The 16,769-nt window shown below is 69.8% G+C and carries 10 protein-coding genes and 1 pseudogene; 5 read left to right on the forward strand and 6 right to left on the reverse strand.

Annotation, left to right across the window (positions count from 1 at the left end; genetic code table 11):
* The first annotated feature begins 11 nt into the window (after nt 1–11).
* The 4 genes from L2X99_RS13690 (at nt 12) to L2X99_RS13705 (ending at nt 4,457) form a co-directional block, all read left to right on the forward strand.
* On the forward strand, nt 12–1,046 hold the full coding sequence (locus tag L2X99_RS13690) for a DUF4064 domain-containing protein (RefSeq protein ID WP_236126248.1): 1,035 nt from the start codon (nt 12–14) through the stop codon (nt 1,044–1,046).
* A gap of 68 nt (nt 1,047–1,114) precedes the next feature.
* Nucleotides 1,115–3,793, forward strand: a complete 2,679-nt coding sequence (locus L2X99_RS13695; protein ID WP_236126247.1) for a PEP/pyruvate-binding domain-containing protein — start codon at nt 1,115–1,117, stop codon at nt 3,791–3,793.
* A 33-nt stretch (nt 3,794–3,826) separates the two neighbouring features.
* The gene (locus L2X99_RS13700) at nt 3,827–4,057 is read left to right on the forward strand and encodes an AbrB/MazE/SpoVT family DNA-binding domain-containing protein (protein ID WP_236126246.1); all 231 of its coding nucleotides are present in this window, start codon (nt 3,827–3,829) and stop codon (nt 4,055–4,057) included.
* Nucleotides 4,041–4,457 (forward strand): PIN domain-containing protein, encoded by a 417-nt coding sequence (locus tag L2X99_RS13705; RefSeq protein WP_268928517.1) that lies wholly within the window; start codon nt 4,041–4,043, stop codon nt 4,455–4,457. Before L2X99_RS13700 ends, L2X99_RS13705 begins: the two co-directional genes overlap by 17 nt.
* 165 nt (nt 4,458–4,622) lie before the next feature.
* Here L2X99_RS13705 and L2X99_RS13710 read toward each other — a convergent pair whose 3' ends face one another.
* Entirely contained in the window at nt 4,623–8,204 is a 3,582-nt protein-coding gene (locus tag L2X99_RS13710) for a family 20 glycosylhydrolase (RefSeq protein WP_236135256.1), read from the reverse strand.
* Between the two features lie 143 nt (nt 8,205–8,347).
* Between L2X99_RS13710 and L2X99_RS13715 the strand changes: the two genes are divergently transcribed.
* Nucleotides 8,348–9,370 carry a LacI family DNA-binding transcriptional regulator gene (locus L2X99_RS13715; protein ID WP_236126242.1) on the forward strand — a complete coding sequence of 341 codons (1,023 nt, stop codon included), beginning with the start codon at nt 8,348–8,350 and terminating at the stop codon, nt 9,368–9,370.
* 9 nt (nt 9,371–9,379) lie between these two features.
* Here the strand turns inward: L2X99_RS13715 and L2X99_RS13720 are convergent, their stop codons facing one another.
* The 5 genes and pseudogenes from L2X99_RS13720 to L2X99_RS13740 form a co-directional block, all read right to left on the reverse strand.
* Nucleotides 9,380–10,084: a ZIP family metal transporter gene (locus tag L2X99_RS13720; RefSeq protein WP_236126241.1), complete on the reverse strand. Its 705-nt coding sequence runs from the start codon at nt 10,082–10,084 to the stop codon at nt 9,380–9,382.
* A gap of 107 nt (nt 10,085–10,191) precedes the next feature.
* A complete protein-coding gene (locus L2X99_RS13725; protein ID WP_236135257.1) occupies nt 10,192–11,406 on the reverse strand; it encodes a DUF5979 domain-containing protein in 1,215 nt (404 codons plus the stop codon).
* Complete coding sequence (locus L2X99_RS13730; protein WP_236135258.1) at nt 11,312–14,278, reverse strand: DUF5979 domain-containing protein; 2,967 nt, start codon at nt 14,276–14,278, stop codon at nt 11,312–11,314. The genes L2X99_RS13725 and L2X99_RS13730 overlap by 95 nt, the downstream gene beginning before the upstream one ends.
* A 228-nt stretch (nt 14,279–14,506) precedes the next feature.
* Entirely contained in the window at nt 14,507–15,070 is a 564-nt protein-coding gene (locus L2X99_RS13735) for a hypothetical protein (protein WP_236126238.1), read from the reverse strand.
* Between the two features lie 78 nt (nt 15,071–15,148).
* A pseudogene (locus tag L2X99_RS13740) lies at nt 15,149–16,717 on the reverse strand (FAD-dependent oxidoreductase).
* Between the last annotated feature and the right edge of the window lie 52 nt (nt 16,718–16,769).

Raw genomic sequence — 16,769 nt, forward strand, 5'->3', positions numbered from 1 at the left:
GGGGCGCCCCCGTGCCGCCGCCCGGCGGTTATCACGGCGCCCGGCGCACGAACACGGCCCCCGCAGAGCCGGCGATGGCGCCGGCGGTGCAGATCGACGCGCCCAAGACGACTCCGAACGCACTGGGCTGGGTGGCGCTCGTCGCCTCGATCCTGTTCGCCCTGATCCTGCTCGGCTCGATGATCGGCGGCGGCGCCGACCCGGTGTACTCGCTGACCGTGCTGGTGCTGCAGCTGGTCGTGGCCGGCGTGATCGTCGCCGCACTGCTGACGGCGAAGGGCCGGATGCTGGGCGCGATCGCCCTCGTGATCGCGCTGCTGTTCAACGTGGCCACCGTCGGCGCAGTGGGTGCGGTCGTGGCATCCGCCACGAACTCGTACGACGGCGTGAAGAGCGACAGGCAGAAGCACGAGGAGGCGTATCCCGGCGTGAAGGGGACCTCGAACGGCGATGTCCTCGCCCAGTCCTCGCTCGAGCAGGTGCAGTCGGACGGCAATGACCTGATGGCCGAGATCCGCGACCGTCTGACGGATGAGTTCGGCTACACGTGGAAGAAATCGGGATCCCCGGCGACCCGGCCCGAGCGCAACGGCTACGGCGGGGAGTCGCTGCTGCAGCAGTACACGTCCGAGCAGTGGACCACCGTCGAGCCGGTGCGCGACAACGACCGCAAGCGCGAGATCGCGACGGTGATCGACGAGGTGCTCACCGAGCGCGGCATGTACGACCTGTATCCGCTGAACTCGGCGGAGTCCGGCATCTCGAAAGACATGGTCGCGAAGCTGTACGGCTCCGCCGACATCGAGCAGCAGCACACCTGGGAGTGGTACAGCGATGCCTATCCTGATCCGATGCTGCTCTACGTCGACGTGTTCGACCCGTCGAAGGACCCGACCGGCGACGCACAGGCCGACCGCGAGGCGAAGCACAAGGCCACCGGCGAACCCGTCGAGGGCGTGCAGCTGACGATCATCGCCCGCAAGCTGCTCAGCGAGAAGGACCGCGCCGACTTCGAGAAGCGCATTCAGGAGTATCCGGGGTTCTGAGCCGTGATCCGCCCGCCTCACACAAGACGGGGTTCCTGATGTCCCGGGCGGCTCCTAGACTCGCGAGAATGACCGAGTCGACCGCGTCCGAGCCGAACGCATCACTGGTCCGCCCGCTCTCCGATCTGACGGCGGCCGACATCCCGATCGCCGGTGGCAAGGGGGCGAATCTCGGTGAACTGGTGCGCGCCGGATTCCCGGTTCCGGACGGGTTCGTCGTCACGACCGCTGCCTACGACGCGTTCGTCGCCGGGGACGGGCTGGATACTGCGCTCGGCGGCCTGGCCGAGGACAGCGAGGGAGACCTCGCCGAGGCCGACGTCGCTGCTGACGCCGCGGCACTGTTCGCGGCATCCGACCTGCCCACCGGCATCGCTGAGCAGGTCACCGCGGCCTACACCGCGCTCGGCGAGGGGCCGGTGGCCGTGCGCTCGTCGGCGACCGCAGAAGACCTGCCGGGGGCGAGCTTCGCCGGTCAGCAGGACACCTATCTCAACGTCGACGGCGCAGCCGCGGTGCTCGATGCCGTGCGGCGCTGCTGGGCGTCGCTGTGGAACGCCCGCGCCATCGCCTACCGATCCCGCGTCGGGCACGACGCAGAGGACGGACTCAGCATCGCGGTGGTCGTGCAGCGACTCGTGCCCGCCGAGGTCGCCGGCGTCATGTTCACCGCGAATCCGGGCAACGGGCGCCGCGACGAGACTGTCATCACCGCCTCGTGGGGCCTGGGCGAATCGGTCGTCGGCGGGCTGGTCGAACCCGACGAGTACACCGTGCGCGGCGACGACGTCGCCCGTCGCATCGCGACGAAGAAGGTCATGACCGTGCGCGTCGACGGCGGATCGCAGCAGTCGAAGACACCGGCATCCCAGACGGATGCCGCCACCCTCGACGACGACCAGGCCCGCGCCCTCGCGGCGATCGGCGGCGGCATCCAGGCCCATTTCGGATCGCCGCAGGACATCGAGTGGGCCCTCGCCGACGGCGAGTTCCGCATCGTGCAGGCGCGCCCGATCACCGCCCTGCCCGAGCCGACCGGCGAAGTGCCCGCCGAGTGGCCGCTGCCCCGCGAGGGCAGCCTGTACTTCCGCGCCAGCATCGTCGAGCAGATGCCCGACCCGCTGACTCCGCTGTTCGCCGACCTGGTCGGCGATGCCGTGCCGTACGGTCTGCGCGCGATGCTGAGCGACATGAGCCCGGAGCTGGTGACGCTCGACATGGCCTTCCCGACGATCAACGGCTACGCCTACTACGACTACCCGCGTTCGACCTTCATGGCCATGCTCAGGGTCACCCCCGCCGCAGTGCGGTTCATCACGCGCAAGGGCTTCGTGATGGACAAGTGGCGCGACGAGGCGCTGCCCGCCTACCGCAGCGTCGTCGACCGCCACGCGAAGCAGGACGCCGCGCAGCTGAGCTCCGCAGATCTGCTCGTCGGGGTGCGCGAACTGCTGGGCGCCGCCTGCGCCTACTACAGCATCGTGCAGATGGTGATGCCGCTGGCGGGCATGAGCGAGGTGGTCTGGACGAAGCTCTACGACACGACGATGCGGCGCGAGGGCGACCCACAGGCATCCGACTTCCTGCTCGGGTTCGACTCGGCCCCGATGCGCTCGGAGCGCGCTCTGCACGACCTGGCCGAGTGGTGCAGGGCGCAACCGGGCCTGCGCGAGAAGCTCGACGCCGGCGAGGAGCCGCCCGCCGAGTTCCGCGAGCGCATGGACGCCTACCTCGCCGAGCACGGCCACACCGTCTACAACCTCGACTTCATCAACCCGGTACCGGCCGACGACCCCGCGCCGGTGATCGAGACGCTCAAGCACACGATCGACGGGAACGCCGCCGACCCTGCCGAGCGACAGCGCGCGTCCGCGGCGCGCCGCGAGCGGATCACCCGCGAGCTCTTCGCCCGGCTCGACCCGGTTCGCCGCGCCGTCGCGGAACGCCGTCTGCGTTCCGCGCAGCTGTGGGCACCGGTGCGCGAGGACGCCCTCGCCGCGATGGGACTCGCCTGGCCGGTGCAGCGGCGCCTGCTGCACGAGTTCGGCGCCCGTCTCGCGGCATCCGGTGCGGTGGATGCCGCGGACGACGTGTTCTGGATCACCGCCGCCGAGGCGGACTCCGACGCGGCGCGACTGGATGACGGCGACGGCACGCTGCCCGATCACCGTGCCGACATCGCGGCTCGTCGCCGCACCTGGCGCGGGCGCAGGCTCGCGACCCCGCCGCAGTACCTGCCTGTCGGCGGCTGGATGACCTCGATGGACCGCTTCATGCCGGCCCGCGAGAGCGACGGGTCCGGCCCGGTGCTGCACGGCACCGGCGGATCGGGCGGCAGGGTGACCGCACCGGCCCGCGTGCTCGGCGGCACGGCGGACTTCGCGAGCTTCCGGCCCGGCGAGGTGCTCGTGGCCTCCATCACGACCCCCGCGTACACGCCGCTGTTCGCGCTCGCCGCGGGCGTGGTCACCGACGTCGGCGGCGTGCTCAGCCACGGATCGATCGTCGCGCGCGAGTACGGCATCCCCGCAGTGCTCGGCACCGGCAGCGCCACCAAGCGGATCGCCACCGGCGACGTCATCACCGTCGACGGCGGGACGGGCACCGTCCGGCTCGACGGAGCGCCGGACGAGGCGGATGCCGCCGTCGCGACGTCCAAGCGCGGCAGGAGGCTGGCCCTCGGACTCGGCCTCGCCGCTCTCGCCGGGGTCGTGCTGCTGGTGCTGCGTCGGCGTCGTCGGAGCTGAGCCCATCTGCCATCGCAATGGTATCCTGATGGCATGCGTACAACCATCGACAAGGCAGGCAGGATCGTCATCCCGGCCGCCATCCGCGAGCGCGTGGGCATGCTCCCGGGGCCGGTCGACATCTACGTCGACGGCACAGGGGTGCGCATCGAGATCGAGACGCACGACAACGTGATAGAGAAGGACGGACGTCTGGTGATCACCGGCGGCCCGGCGCTCACACCCGACGACATCCGCGAGTTGCGCCTTGCCGACCAGCGCTGACCTCCTTCTCGACACGAGCGCGGCTCTCGCCCTGGTCCGCGATGTGGACCCGGCACATGAGGTCGTGACAGATGTGACCCGCGGCCTGATCTTGGGACTTGCCGGTCACGCGCTGTTCGAGACGTACTCGGTGCTCACTCGGTTGCCGGGGGAGGCGCGGCTGCGTCCTGCTCGCGTCGCTGAGATCATCGCGCTGTCATTCCCGTCGTCCGCGTCTCTGCCTGCAGCCGATGCGCTGGATGCTCCGGCGACGTTCGTGCGCGCCGGCATCGCCGGCGGTGCCGTGTATGACGGCCTCGTCGGGCTCGCCGCCCGTGCCGCAGGGATCACGCTCCTCAGCTGCGATCGCCGCGCCGTGCCGACCTACACCGCGCTTGACGTGCACGTCCAGCTGGTCTGATCCGCCTCACGCCACGAGCGCCAGGCCTGCGACTGGCTGTCGGGCACGGCCTCGCCGCTCTCGCCGCGGGTCTGCTGGTGGTGCGAGCGCCGGCGCCGCCGAACGGGTCGGAGGTGTGCGAGGAGCGGCGCCCGCGATCGCGCGGCGCCGCTCCTCGTTGCGCGATCAGTTCAGGGTGAACGTCGTGGTCGACGTGTTGCCTGCGACGTCGAAGACGACCAGGGTGTTCTCGCCCTTGACCGCTCCGAAGACTCCCGGCCTGATGCCGTTCACATCCGACCAGACATTGTTCGACAGATCCTTCGTGACGCCGTTGAGGGTGACCTTGTCGATCTTCCCGGCATCGTGCAGCTTGAAGCTGACCCTGTCATAGACCCCGTCGGCACCGACAGTGAACGAAGCACCGTCCTTCACCGTCGCCGTCGGCGCGGTGGCGTCGACGGTCACGGCGAAGGTCCTGGTGGCGGAGATGTTGCCGGCCACATCCTGCGCGTTGTACCGGATCGTGTAGTCCCCGTCGGGCAGGGACACCGTCGCAGCGTGGTGACCCGCAGTCGCACCGCCGACCTGGGTCTGGGTGCTCTTGACCAGCGTGCTGCCCCGGTAGATGTTCGCGACGATCCGCTTCAGCCCACCGGCATCCGCCGCATCCATCTCGATCTGCAGAGCCCGGAACGGACCGGCCGCCGTGGGCGAGACGAGCGACACCGTCGGACGCGTCGTGTCCACGCCGTGCAGCGTGATGGACGCGGAGTCCGCGGCCTCGGAGAGTGCTCCGGTGGCGATCAGCTCGTACGCACCGGAGGTGGCGCTCGCCGGGATTGTCACGTCGCCGGAGACCTTGCCCTCGGCATCGGCGAGAAGCGTCCCGATCTCCGCTGTGGTCTCACCGCCGTTCTTGCGGAGTACGACGTCGACAGCCTCGCCGGGTGCGAAGCCTGTCCCGGTCAGCGCCACGGCCTCGCCGGCGTTCGCCGTCTCGGCGGCAGTCGAGACCGATGCCGTGTAGGTCGGAGGTGCGATGACCGGCCCTGCCGCCGCAAGCTCACCCGCGGTGGCCCACGGGTTGCCGTTGACCTCCGACAGAGCGACCAGCTTCAGGTAGCGCGCGGACTGCGCGGGGAAGGACGCGAGCTGCGCCTTCGCGGTGTTCTCGAAGGTGCCGGACGAGACTGCCTCGCCCCAGTCGCCGCTGACCGTGTTCACTGACTCGGAGACGTACACCTCGTAGTCGCCGATGCGTCCGTTCGCGCCGCCGCTGCCGGTGCTGCTGCGCCCGGTGTACCAGAGGCCGCAGACCTGCTGCGCGTCGCCGAGATCGACCACGATCGAGTGGGGATAGGTCGCCTCGGTCGGAGACCACTGCGAGTGCCAGTACGTGGCCGGGTCACCGTCGATCGCCGCAGCTGCGGGACCGTTCGGCGCCGGCTCGCCCGACAGCTGCTGACTGGAGACTGCGGCGATCGCCGTGGGGCGCAGTGTTCCGGCCGCGCACGCGGCATTCACGGTGGCCTCGGCGTGAGCGACGACCGTGCCGTCGCTGACCAGCTCGAACTCGAAGGTGCCCGCGCCGATCGCAGCCGAGATGTTGAATGCCTGCACCTCGACCTCGGTCGTGCTGCCCGCGGCGAGGTCGCCGAGCGCGGTCTTCGCCGGGATGGCGGTCCACCCGTCAGCCGTGCGCACGCGGAGAGACGCGCCGGCGACGACATCCGAGGTCGTGTTGGCCACGGACAGCGCGATCGTCGTGGACGCCCCCGGCACTGCCGACAGCGCGCCCGAGGCGACGGTCAGCGACACGTCACCGGCCACGGTCCACACGGTGCGGCCCCAGTCGACCGGTGTCTGCACGACGCGGCCGCCGGCGACATCCTTGAACCCCTTGTACGCGACTGGGACGTCCTTCATCCCCTTCGAGACGGACAGGAACTGCTGGCTCGCCGCGTTCGCGACGGTGTATCCGCCGTCGACCTCGCGCACCTGCCACTTCTGCAGCGTGGTGGTCGCGCAGTTCGCGAGCGTCACATCCGCACCGATCTCGACGGGCACGTTCAGACGCATGGTGCCGGAGCGCGACAGGTCGAGGCAGCGGCCGTCCGCGGCTCGGATCGTGTAGTAGCCGTCGTCGGTGCGGGTGAACGTGAACGTCTCCCCGGCATCCGCCAGCACGGTGCTCGCGCCGTCGCCCGCGGCGAGCGCGCCGCCCTCCGTCTTCAGCGCGTAGGCGCCCGTCGGCAGCGGCTGCCGCTCGGCGTTCTCCCACAGCGGCGCGCGCCCCACCACGTCCATCGCGGTCTTGAAGTCGGCGTAGGTCGCCCACGGACGGTCGTTCGTCCAGGTGGTCTGGGCCACGAGGCGCAGCGGCTCGAACATCCTCTTCTCGGTGGTGTTCTCGGCCTCGGCCGGTGTTCCGCCGTCGGGCCAGATGCTCATGCGCGCGCCGAGGACCTTGTCCGCGCCGCTGGTGATCTTCTGCCCGTGGAACTGCTGAGGGGTCCAGCCGCCCTCGTACAGGCCCTTGCTGTCGACGCCGTAGCCGCCGCGCACCATGTACAGCGAGTTCGAGATGTTGTTCACCTCGTGCCCCCAGTCGATGAACTGCTGTGGGCGGATCGTTGAGCCGGCCTGGTTCCAGTGCTCGATGATGATGTCGGTGTCGAAGCGCACGAACCTGTTGTCGGTCATGACGCCGTCGTTCCAGATGCGCATCGTCTTGCCCTTGGACTTCACGTAGCCGTTGACCTTGTTCGTGTACCAGGCGACCACGTCGTTCTCGGTGGCTCCGGCGCCGAAGGTCGCCTCGGCGAAGCGCTTGATCTGCGGGTAGTTCTTGTACCCGCTGCCGAGCATGTACTCGTCGGCGCCCATGTGCCAGTACTTCGACGTGAACACGTCGGAGTACTCGTCGATGAGGTCGGTGTAGAAGTCGAACGAGGCGTCCTTGGTGATGTCCATCCGCACCTCGTCCTTGGCGCCGGTGGACTCGTTGGTGAGCTGCAGCTCGGGCAGGTTCTCGAGCCAGATCTCCATGTGCCCCGGCGAGTTGATCTCGGGGATCACGTCGATGCCGTACCGGTTCGCCTTCTCGACGAGCGCCCGGATGTCGTCCTTCGTGTAGTACGACCAGGTGTTGGTCTGCGGGTAGCCGTCGACCTTCACCTTGAGCTCGACCATGAGCGTGTTCATCTTCAGATACGCCATGTCCTCGATGAGGCGATCGATGAAGTCGGTGGAGATGTTGATCACGCACGCGCACACGGTCACGCCGCGCTCGGCGTACTCCGGCACGTCGACGACGGAGCCGCGCGGCAGGGTGTCCTGCTGCGTGAGCATCTGCAGCACCGTGCGGGTGCCGTTGAACACGCCGGCCCGGTCGGCGCCGGTGACGACGATGCTGTCGCCGACCGTGAGCTCGTAGCCCTGGTCGCCCAGATCTTCACGGCCGGCGTCGACGCGCAGCTCGATGTCGCCGGCTCCGGCGTCCGTGGCGACGACCTTCGCGGACGGATGCCCGGCGGCGAGCTCGCTGCGCAGGATGTCGGCCGCCGAGGCCAGCCCCGCGTCGTCCGGGTCGGCGACGATCGCGAGATCGTCGGACGCGGTGAAGACGCCGTCGGCCGGCTGCCATCCGTCGATCGACGGGATCACGTCGGGCAGCGGTGCGGATGCCGCGGATGCCGGCGCCGCGAGCAGCAGCGAACTCACGGCGAGCACGGTCGCGGTGACCGTTGCGGTCAGGGCGCGCATCCTGCGCGCTCTGGGGCTGGATGGTCTCACGGGACTGCCTCTCTGGACGACGGTGTCCGGCGCCGGGTGGCGTCGATCGGTTATGGCATCGATAACATATCGAGCGCGGCTAAGCTGTGTCAACGGATTCGAAGGAGGGATCGGTGACCGGAAGCGAGACCTCGCAGCGACCGCCGGGCATGCTCGACGTCGCGCGCGTCGCCGGGGTGTCGGCCCAGACCGTCTCGCGCGTGCTGCGCGATCACCCCTACGTCTCCGACGAGAAGCGACAGCGCGTGCTCGCCGCCGTCGAGCAGCTCGGTTACCGCATGAACACCGCCGCCCGCGCGCTCTCGTCCGGCCGCACGAGGACGATCGGCCTGGTCAGCATCGCCACCGAGTCGTACGCCGGCGCCATCACCCAGGCCAGCGTCGAGCATGCCGCGGATGCCGAGCACTACAGCGTCGTCGGCGCCCAGATCTCCACACCGGACGCCGAGTCGATCAGCGGCGCCCTGCGACGCCTGGAGCGCCTCGGCGCGGAGGCCATCATCCTGGCCGTGCCGCTGCGCACCCCCGACCACCGCATCGAACAGGTCGCCGAGCACCTCCCCACAGCCACGATCGGCGGGTCGCCCGTCGGCAGGGCGCGCGCGCTCGACGTGGACCAGCGGGCCGTCGCGCGCCTCGCCACGGAGCACCTGCTCTCACTCGGACACCGCACCGTGCAGCACGTCTCCGGCCCCGGCGACTGGGTGGACGCGGTCGAGCGCACCCGCGCCTGGCGCGAGGTCCTCGCCGGGGCGGGCCGCGAGGCACCCGACGTGATCCACGGCGACTGGAGCCCGGAGTCCGGATACCAGGCCGGCCTGCGACTCGGCGCGGATCCGACCGTCTCCGCGGTGTTCGTCGCCAGCGACGAGATGGCCTTCGGAGTCGTCCGCGGACTGCACGAGACGGGGCGGCGGGTCCCTGAGGATGTCTCCGTGGTCGGCGTCGACGACATCCGGCTCGCCGCCTACTGCACGCCCGCGCTGACCACGGTCGCGCAGCCGTTCGCCGAGCTGGGGCGCGGTGCGGTGGCATCCGTCACCGCGCGCCTGGAGGGCCGGGACGATCCGACCAGCGACGTCCGCCTCTCTCCCCGCCTCGTGGTGCGCGCGTCGACCGCGGCTCCGCCGTCCTGACCGCCGGGGTCAGGAGGCGAGCGACAGCCCGGCGGCGACGGTGAACCCGAGCACCGTGAACAGGCCGGTCGACTCCTTCGCCTTCGACTGCGCCTCGGGCACCATCGAGTCGACCAGCATGACCAGCAGCGCACCGGCGGCGAAGCCGTCCACGGCGGCGCGGAAGTCGGGGCCGACGGCATCCGCGATCGCGAATCCCGCGACCGTCGCGAGCGTGCACACCACGGCGACGGCGGCCCAGAGGCCGAGCATCCGGCCCTTCTTCATGCCGGACTCGAGCAGGTCGGATGCCGAGCCGATGGATTCCGGGAGGTTCGAGACGAGGATCGCGACGACCAGCGCGACGCTGACCCCCTCGCCGGAGGCGAGGCCGATCCCGAGCACGAGCTGCTCGGGAATGCCGTCGAGCAGGGCGCCGACGGCGAGCGGCATGCCGGACGCGTTCGCGGATGCCGCGGTGCGGGCATCGATGATGCGGTCGGCGACGTAGTAACTGAGCGCGCCGACGGCGAGGCCGGCGACGAGCGGGATCGGCCCCGCCAGGCTGAGCCCCTCCTCGACCAGCTCGAACGCGATCGACGCCATCAGCGCACCGGCGCCGAAGCCGAGCACGATGCCCAGCAGCCGCGGCGGCCAGCGGCGCGCCAGTGACAGCAGCGCGCCGAGGAACAGCGGTGCCGCGGCGACGGCTCCCCACAGCAGTGCTTCGCTCATGCGCTCACCGTAGCCCGGACAGCGGCGCCGCGGGCGACGTCCGCGCGCCGGCGCGTATGCAGCGGAGCGGACGGGGCGCGTTCACCGCACCCCGTCCGCTCCAGGCCTCAGGCCCGCCGCCGTCGCACCGTCATCAGCAGCAGGCCGCCGCCGACGAGCCCGACTGCGAGAGCGATGATCCCGATGCTCAGAACGCCGCCGGTGGTCGCGAGCTCAGGCACCTTCTCGAACTCGTTGTCGAGGCCGACCTCCGCCGCGGTGCCCGGCTCTCCGGTCACCGTGACGATGACCTCTGCGCCATCGCCCGAGACGGTGACGTTCTCGTCATCGCTGGACCACGTCGCACCCACCCATTTCACCGAGCTCGGTGTGGACGCCTCCCCCTCGGTCAGAGTGACCTCGGTGCCCAGCGGCAGATCCGCGAGCACGACGGGCTCGCCGGCCTTCAGCTGCATCTCGGCCCGCTGCTGCGCGCCGGTGAGGTCGGTCCAGGTCGCGACGACCGGGAAGACCGTGTCCGCAGGGACATCCGACGCACCCTCGCCGGAGAGCGTCTTTCCCAGCTGCAGCCTGCCCAGCGAGGCGACCGCCTGGTTCGTCAGCGTCACTGCGGTGTCCTCGGCCGCCCCGATGGTGATGGTCGCCGTGCCGTCATCGTTCACGACGATGCCCTCGGCCTGCCACGCCGGCTCGGCCCAGGTGAACGCGGCCGCGTTCTCGAGTGCGGTCTCCGACAGGGTCACGGCGGTGCCGTGAGGCAGGTCCGCGCCGAACGGCACGACCGTGCCGTCGGTGGGCACCGTGATGTCCTGGGACACCCGCTCGCCGTCCACGAACCAGGTCGCCGTCACGGTGACGGCATCCGGCACGTCCGGGTTGTCGAGCAGCACGCCGGTGACGTCCTTCGAGAGCGAGAACGTGCCCGGCGCCCAGGTCGCCTCGTTGGTGACCGTGGCCAGCGTGACCGCGCCCTGCTGGTCGGAGACGACGATCTCCGCGCTGCCGTCGCCGTTGTCGGTGACGTCATCGCCGCTGATCGTGATCGCACCCCACACGACGGTGTCGAACGCCGGGGCGTCGCCCTCGGTGATCGTCACGACCGTTCCGGCCGGGAGATCCTCGCCGAGAGGCGTGGGCTCGACGGCGTTGATCGTGAGGTCCTTCGAGAACGTCTCGTCGCCGATCGTCCAGCTCGCCGTGACCGGGAACCCGGTCGACGGGTCGACCTCACCCGCGGCCTCGCCGGCGATGCCCTTCAGCAGGTTGATGCCCGCCGTCGAGGTCGCCGCGTGGTTCTCGAGCTGGACGGATGCCGCCGGCATCCCGCCCGACGGTCACCACGGCGGACTCGCCGTCGACCGCCACGCCCGTACCCGACCAGACCGGAGCGCCCCAGGCGATGCTGGAGCCGTCGGCGAGTGGCGTCTCGGTGAGCGTCACCTCGGTGCCGATCAACAGGTTCTCGCCGAGCGGCACGGCGGTGCCGTCGGTGGGAACGGTCAGCTCCTTGGTCTGCGCGGTGCCGCCCTCCTCCGTCCACGTGGCGGTGACCGTCACGTTCTCGGGAACTGCGGGGTTGCCGGCCTGGTGACCGGTGACGGTCTTGACCACCGAGAAGGTGCCGACCGTGCGCTCGACGCCGTTCGTCACGGTCACGGACGCCGGCGTGGACGCCATCGCGGCCGTCACGACGATGCTCGACGGATCGATCTGCGGGGCACCCCAGGTGAACTGGTCGTCGTCAGCGGGTCGCGTCTCACTGAAGGTGACCGTCGCGCCGATCGGAAGGTTCTCGATCAGCACCGGCTCGCCGGCCGTCAGGTCGAGGACGCAATCCGGCTGCGCGGGGAATCCGGCTCCGAGAGCGGTGGTGTCGATCTGTGCCGTGACCCGGTACGTCTTGTCATCCGGAACCAGTGCCGATGCGCCGCCCTCGAGTTCCTTCACGACACTGACCGCACCGAGCAGCGCCTCGTTGGTGAGCGACACCGACACGTTCGTGCCAGGGTCGATCCTCGCCGTCGCCGTCCGGCCGTCCTCGCTCACCGTCACTCCCGCCCCGCTCGCGAACACGGGGTCGCCGAAGGTGACACCGGGGATGCTCGGGAACGTCGGCTCGGTGAGCTCGACGGTCCAGCCGGTGCCGCGCGCGTTCAGCCCGCTCACCGGAGCGCCGTTCAGCGGGACGCGCAGGTCGTACTCGTTCTGCGCCGTGCCGTTCGGGTCGATCTCCTTGACGTGCACGGTGAAGGTGGCGTCACCGGGGATGAAAGCGGCACCCGGGGTCTCCGCCAGCTCCTTGTCGATCGACACCGACCCGCGGGTCACACCGGTGCCGGTGCCGGAGCCCTTGTTGTTCTGCGTGGTCGACGTGGAGAAGTCGATGCCGGTGCCGGTCAGCGTGTTGCTGTACGCGGTGCCCGGGGCATCCATGCCGCCCGTGGTGGTGCAGGTCGTGTACGTGATCACGTACTGGTACTCGCGGCTGAAGCCGTCGCTGGTGCGGCCACCCGGGATCGGCAGGTCGCGCGGATCGATGTCGAACGTGATCACCTGACCGTCGACCGACACCTCCGCGTCGGCGGTGACGTCGACCGGCTTCAGCCCGCCGTTCTGGATCTGATCGCGCGCCTCGATCTTCAGGCGCATCCGGGAGGCGAGACCGTCAGACGGGTCACCCGCCTCGCACACCGTCTGCGTGGCGGAGAGCGTGTCGGTGAGCACGAGCTCGTCGAGACCCTCGATCCGCTCGCCGGGGATCGTGACCGTCCAGTCCAGTGTGGTCTGCGGCATGTGCTCGACGCCGTCGATCGTGACCGTCGAAGTGTTGATCTTCCCGGTCTTGTTCGCCGTGCGGCCGGGGACCTTCGCCTCGGTGCCGGCGATCACGCCGTCGACATCGGCCTTGTTGGTGTAGCCGGTACCGCCCGCGGGCAGGTCCTGGGAAGTCACGCAGGTGCTGTACGTGATGACGTACCGGTAGTCCGAGCGCTTGAAGTCGAACTCCGGGTCGTTCACCGTGTAGGTGATGTTGAAGCCCTGGGCCGACTGCGAGTTCACGATCGGCGTGAGCATGCCGGTGATGTTCTGCCGGCGCTGCCCGCTCGGGCCGTACTGCTCGACGATCTGGATGCCGTTGATCGTGTCGCTGCAGAGCTCGTGTCCTGCGCCGAGGGTCTCGGCGAAGGTGAAGCCGTCCTTGCCGAAGAGCTGGTCGCCGGGGACCACCACGGTCCAGGCGATCTTGCCGTTGCGGTCGGCGCCGCCGAGCACCGAGCCCGACTTGCTCATGTTCATGTGCCACGGCTTGTTCGTGACGGTGCCGACGCCGTGCCCGGCGTCGCCCCAGCCCTCGATCTGCATCGAGTTCTCGTACTCCGTGCCGGAGGGATCGATCTGCCCGTCCGGGGTGCAGGTCTGGTAGCTGATCCGGTACGTGACGTTCGCGTCGAACCCGCCCTCAGGGGCGTTGAGATCGATCGCGAAGCCGTCGTCTCCCGCGACCGGCTTCGAGTCGACCAGGCCGCTCACGTCGACGACGGTGTCGCCGCGCACGGTCTGGACCGTGAACCCGGTCGGGTCGCAGAGCACGTGGCCCGCGCCGAAGGTGTCGGTGATGTGCGCGACGTCGCCGCCTGCGGCGACGAGGTTGGCGCCGGGGATGTCCACCGTCCAGGTCATCGACCAGTTGTTGGCGTTCATCACACCCGACTTCGAGACCTCACCGAGAAGCTCGATGCCGTCGTCGATGCCGCCGCCACCGGGAAGCGGAACGAGGACATCCGTGCCGTTGAGGTCGAACTCGACCTTCTCCGCCGTGGTCGCCTCGACGGCCTCCACCTCGAACTGCCAGGTGCCCTGGACGAGCTCGGGTCGCTCCGTGACCGCTTCCGTCAGGGTGCACGTCGCGATCCCGGTGGCGGGTTCGGTCAGGCAGTTGCCCCACACGACGTCGTCGGGCCCGAGCAGCTGGAACGGCACCGCCTGCGGGAACGCGAACTCGGGCGGCAGGCCGATCGTGAACGTGTCCCCTGCCTGCGGGTTCGCCGTCGTCGCATCCCACGTTCCGGACACCGTCAGGGTGTCGCCGACGGTCGCCTGCGCATCCGCCGGCTCGATCGTGACGTCACCGACGACGATGTTCGGGTTGGATGCCGCCGACGCGATGCTCGGCATCGCGACGATGCCGATCACGGCGAGCAGACCGACGGTCAGCGTTGCGATGAATTTCCTGATGGCGCCCGAAAATGGGCGCGCTTGAACAGCGCTTTGCGCAGTGCGCATACTTCTCCCCGAAAAGTAGTGGTTCCCCTGCCCGGACCCCCGCGGAGGGTAAGACCGCTATTTCCGGGCGCGCGCCAAGACGGCGCTTCGAGTCAACCTATCGGAGTTCCGCAGGCTGTTGTCAAATCACGCTGTGCGTCAGCGCACTGAGCAGGTGGTAGCGCCCTTGACCCGGTTGCCGTTGCCGTCGGCGCGCACGTCGTGGCAGTTCAGGTCGCCGCCGACGGTGTTCTTCACGAGCGTCGCGTGCTGGGCGTCCGAGATGTCGAGAGATCCGCCGATCTCGGTCTGCTTCACGACGACGCCCCGGGTGCGGGTGATCGACAGGTCGGCACCGATCTGCGAGCCGGTCACGACGAGCTCGCGCAGACCGCCTGCGGCCACGGCACCGTCGACGGTGCTGTCGATGAGCTTGACGACCTCGTACCCCTCGAAGGACAGGTCGCCCTCGGCGTGCCGGCCGGTGATGACGCAGACATCGTCGCCGTCAGCCTGGCCCTCCCGGCACAGGGCATCCGCGGCCTCCACCGGCGGCAGCGTCGCGATCGGCGTCTCGTCGTCGGCCGTCGGCTCCACGGCAGGCGCATCCGGCGACTCGGCCTGCGTGCCGGTCGGCGCGGGCGCCTGCTGCGCGGGCGCGCAGGCCGCGAGGCACAGCGCGAGAGATGCGGTGGCGAACAGGATGCCGGTGATGCGGCGCATGGCAGTCCCTCCGACGGTCGGTGGCAAAGGATTCAGCTTACGCGTCGTCATTCTTCACGGGCGGTCCGTCCGCCTTCGTCACCCCGTGGCATCGGCGTGATCGCCCGGCAGCTCGGGTTCGTCGATCGCTTCCAGGTCGTTCACGGCCGGCCCCTCCAGCAGGTGCCCGGCGGCGTCGAATCGAGAGCCGTGCAGCGGACAGTCCCACGAGCGTTCCGCGCCGTTCCACGACACGATGCCCCCGAGGTGCGTGCACACGGCCGAGAGGCGGCAGGTCGTGCCGTCGACCGTCGAGACCGCCGTCGGCTCCTTGTCGTACGCGCCGACGAGGCCCTCGCCCTCGGCGGGCGGCTCGTCCGGAAGCGCGTGCAGGTTCGATGAGACCCATCCGGATGCCAGCCTGCCGGCGACCTCGGCGTTCGCTGCGACTCCGTGCGCCACATCCTGCGGCAGGGTGATGCGATGATGCAGCGTCTGCGCCCATGGGATGCTCCCGTCCAGGATGTCCGCCGTCATGCTGAGAGCGGCGGCGACGCCGTTGGTCATCCCCCACTTGTTGTAGCCGGTGGCCAGCAGGACATGATGGCCGGTGCGCGGCATCCATCCGACGAAGGGAACGAGGTTCATGGATTCATAGTCCTGCGCCGACCAGGAGTGGGTGCGCTCGGCGCCCGGGAAGTGCTCAGTCGTCCACTGCTCGAGATCGTCCACCAGCCGCTGCGTGTCGTCCTCACGTCCCACGGTGTGCCCATTGCCGCCGACGAGCAGCAGCTCGTCATCGCCCGCCGGCGCGGTGCGCAGCGAACGCCCTGGCCCGTCGATCGAGAGGTGCATGCCCTGAGGCAGTTCACCGGGCACGCGGTACGCCTGCGCGTACGAGCGCGACGGTTTGACCTTGGCGAAGTACAGGCCTCGATCGAGGATGGGGACGCCTGTGGCGAGCACGACCACACCGGCGAACACATCGCCGAGAGACGTCGTGACGCGACTGGTGTCATCCGTCTCGACGTCCTTGACACGCGCGCCCTCGGTGATCACGCCACCGTGCCCGCGGACATCCGCGGCGAGCGCGTCCAGCACGTCCATCGGATCGAACTGCGCCTGATCGCGCAGCCGGATCGCACCACGCGTCCGGAATGGCAGGTCGAGGCTGTCGTATCGCTCGACATCGAGCCCCGCGTCCCGGGACGCCTCGTACTCGGCATCCAGCTTCTCGATGCCCTCCGCCGACACGGCGTAGGTGAACGCATCGCGACGCTGCACGGCGACGCCGTGCTCGTCGAGGTATCTCAGCATCCACGCCTGACCTTCGCGATTGCCCTCCACGTACGCCTCGACCACGTGCCGTGATCCGCGCGATCGGATGCCGGAGAGCACTCGGCCCTACAGCAGGCTGAGCTTGGCGGTGGAATGACCGGTGGTGACGGCTCCGATGAACCGCGCCTCGAGTACGGCGACCTTCAGGCCGGCCCGTGCCAGCAGCAGCGCGGTGGTGAGTCCGGTGATACCGGCGCCGGCGATGACGGCGTCGTAGCGCACCCCGGGTTCGAAGCTGTCGGACGGGATGCGTTCGCGCGGTCCGTCGAGGCGCGGTCTGTCGAGCCAGAGAGAGGTCACGTCTTCTCCTTGCGGGGTGCTCCGGACCATCAGTACACCGCGCACCTGACGCGTTCGCAGGGGCCTTGACTTCTCGCCCGGA

This window comes from Microbacterium sp. KUDC0406 (assembly GCF_021582875.1).
In the GTDB taxonomy this organism is placed as follows: domain Bacteria; phylum Actinomycetota; class Actinomycetes; order Actinomycetales; family Microbacteriaceae; genus Microbacterium.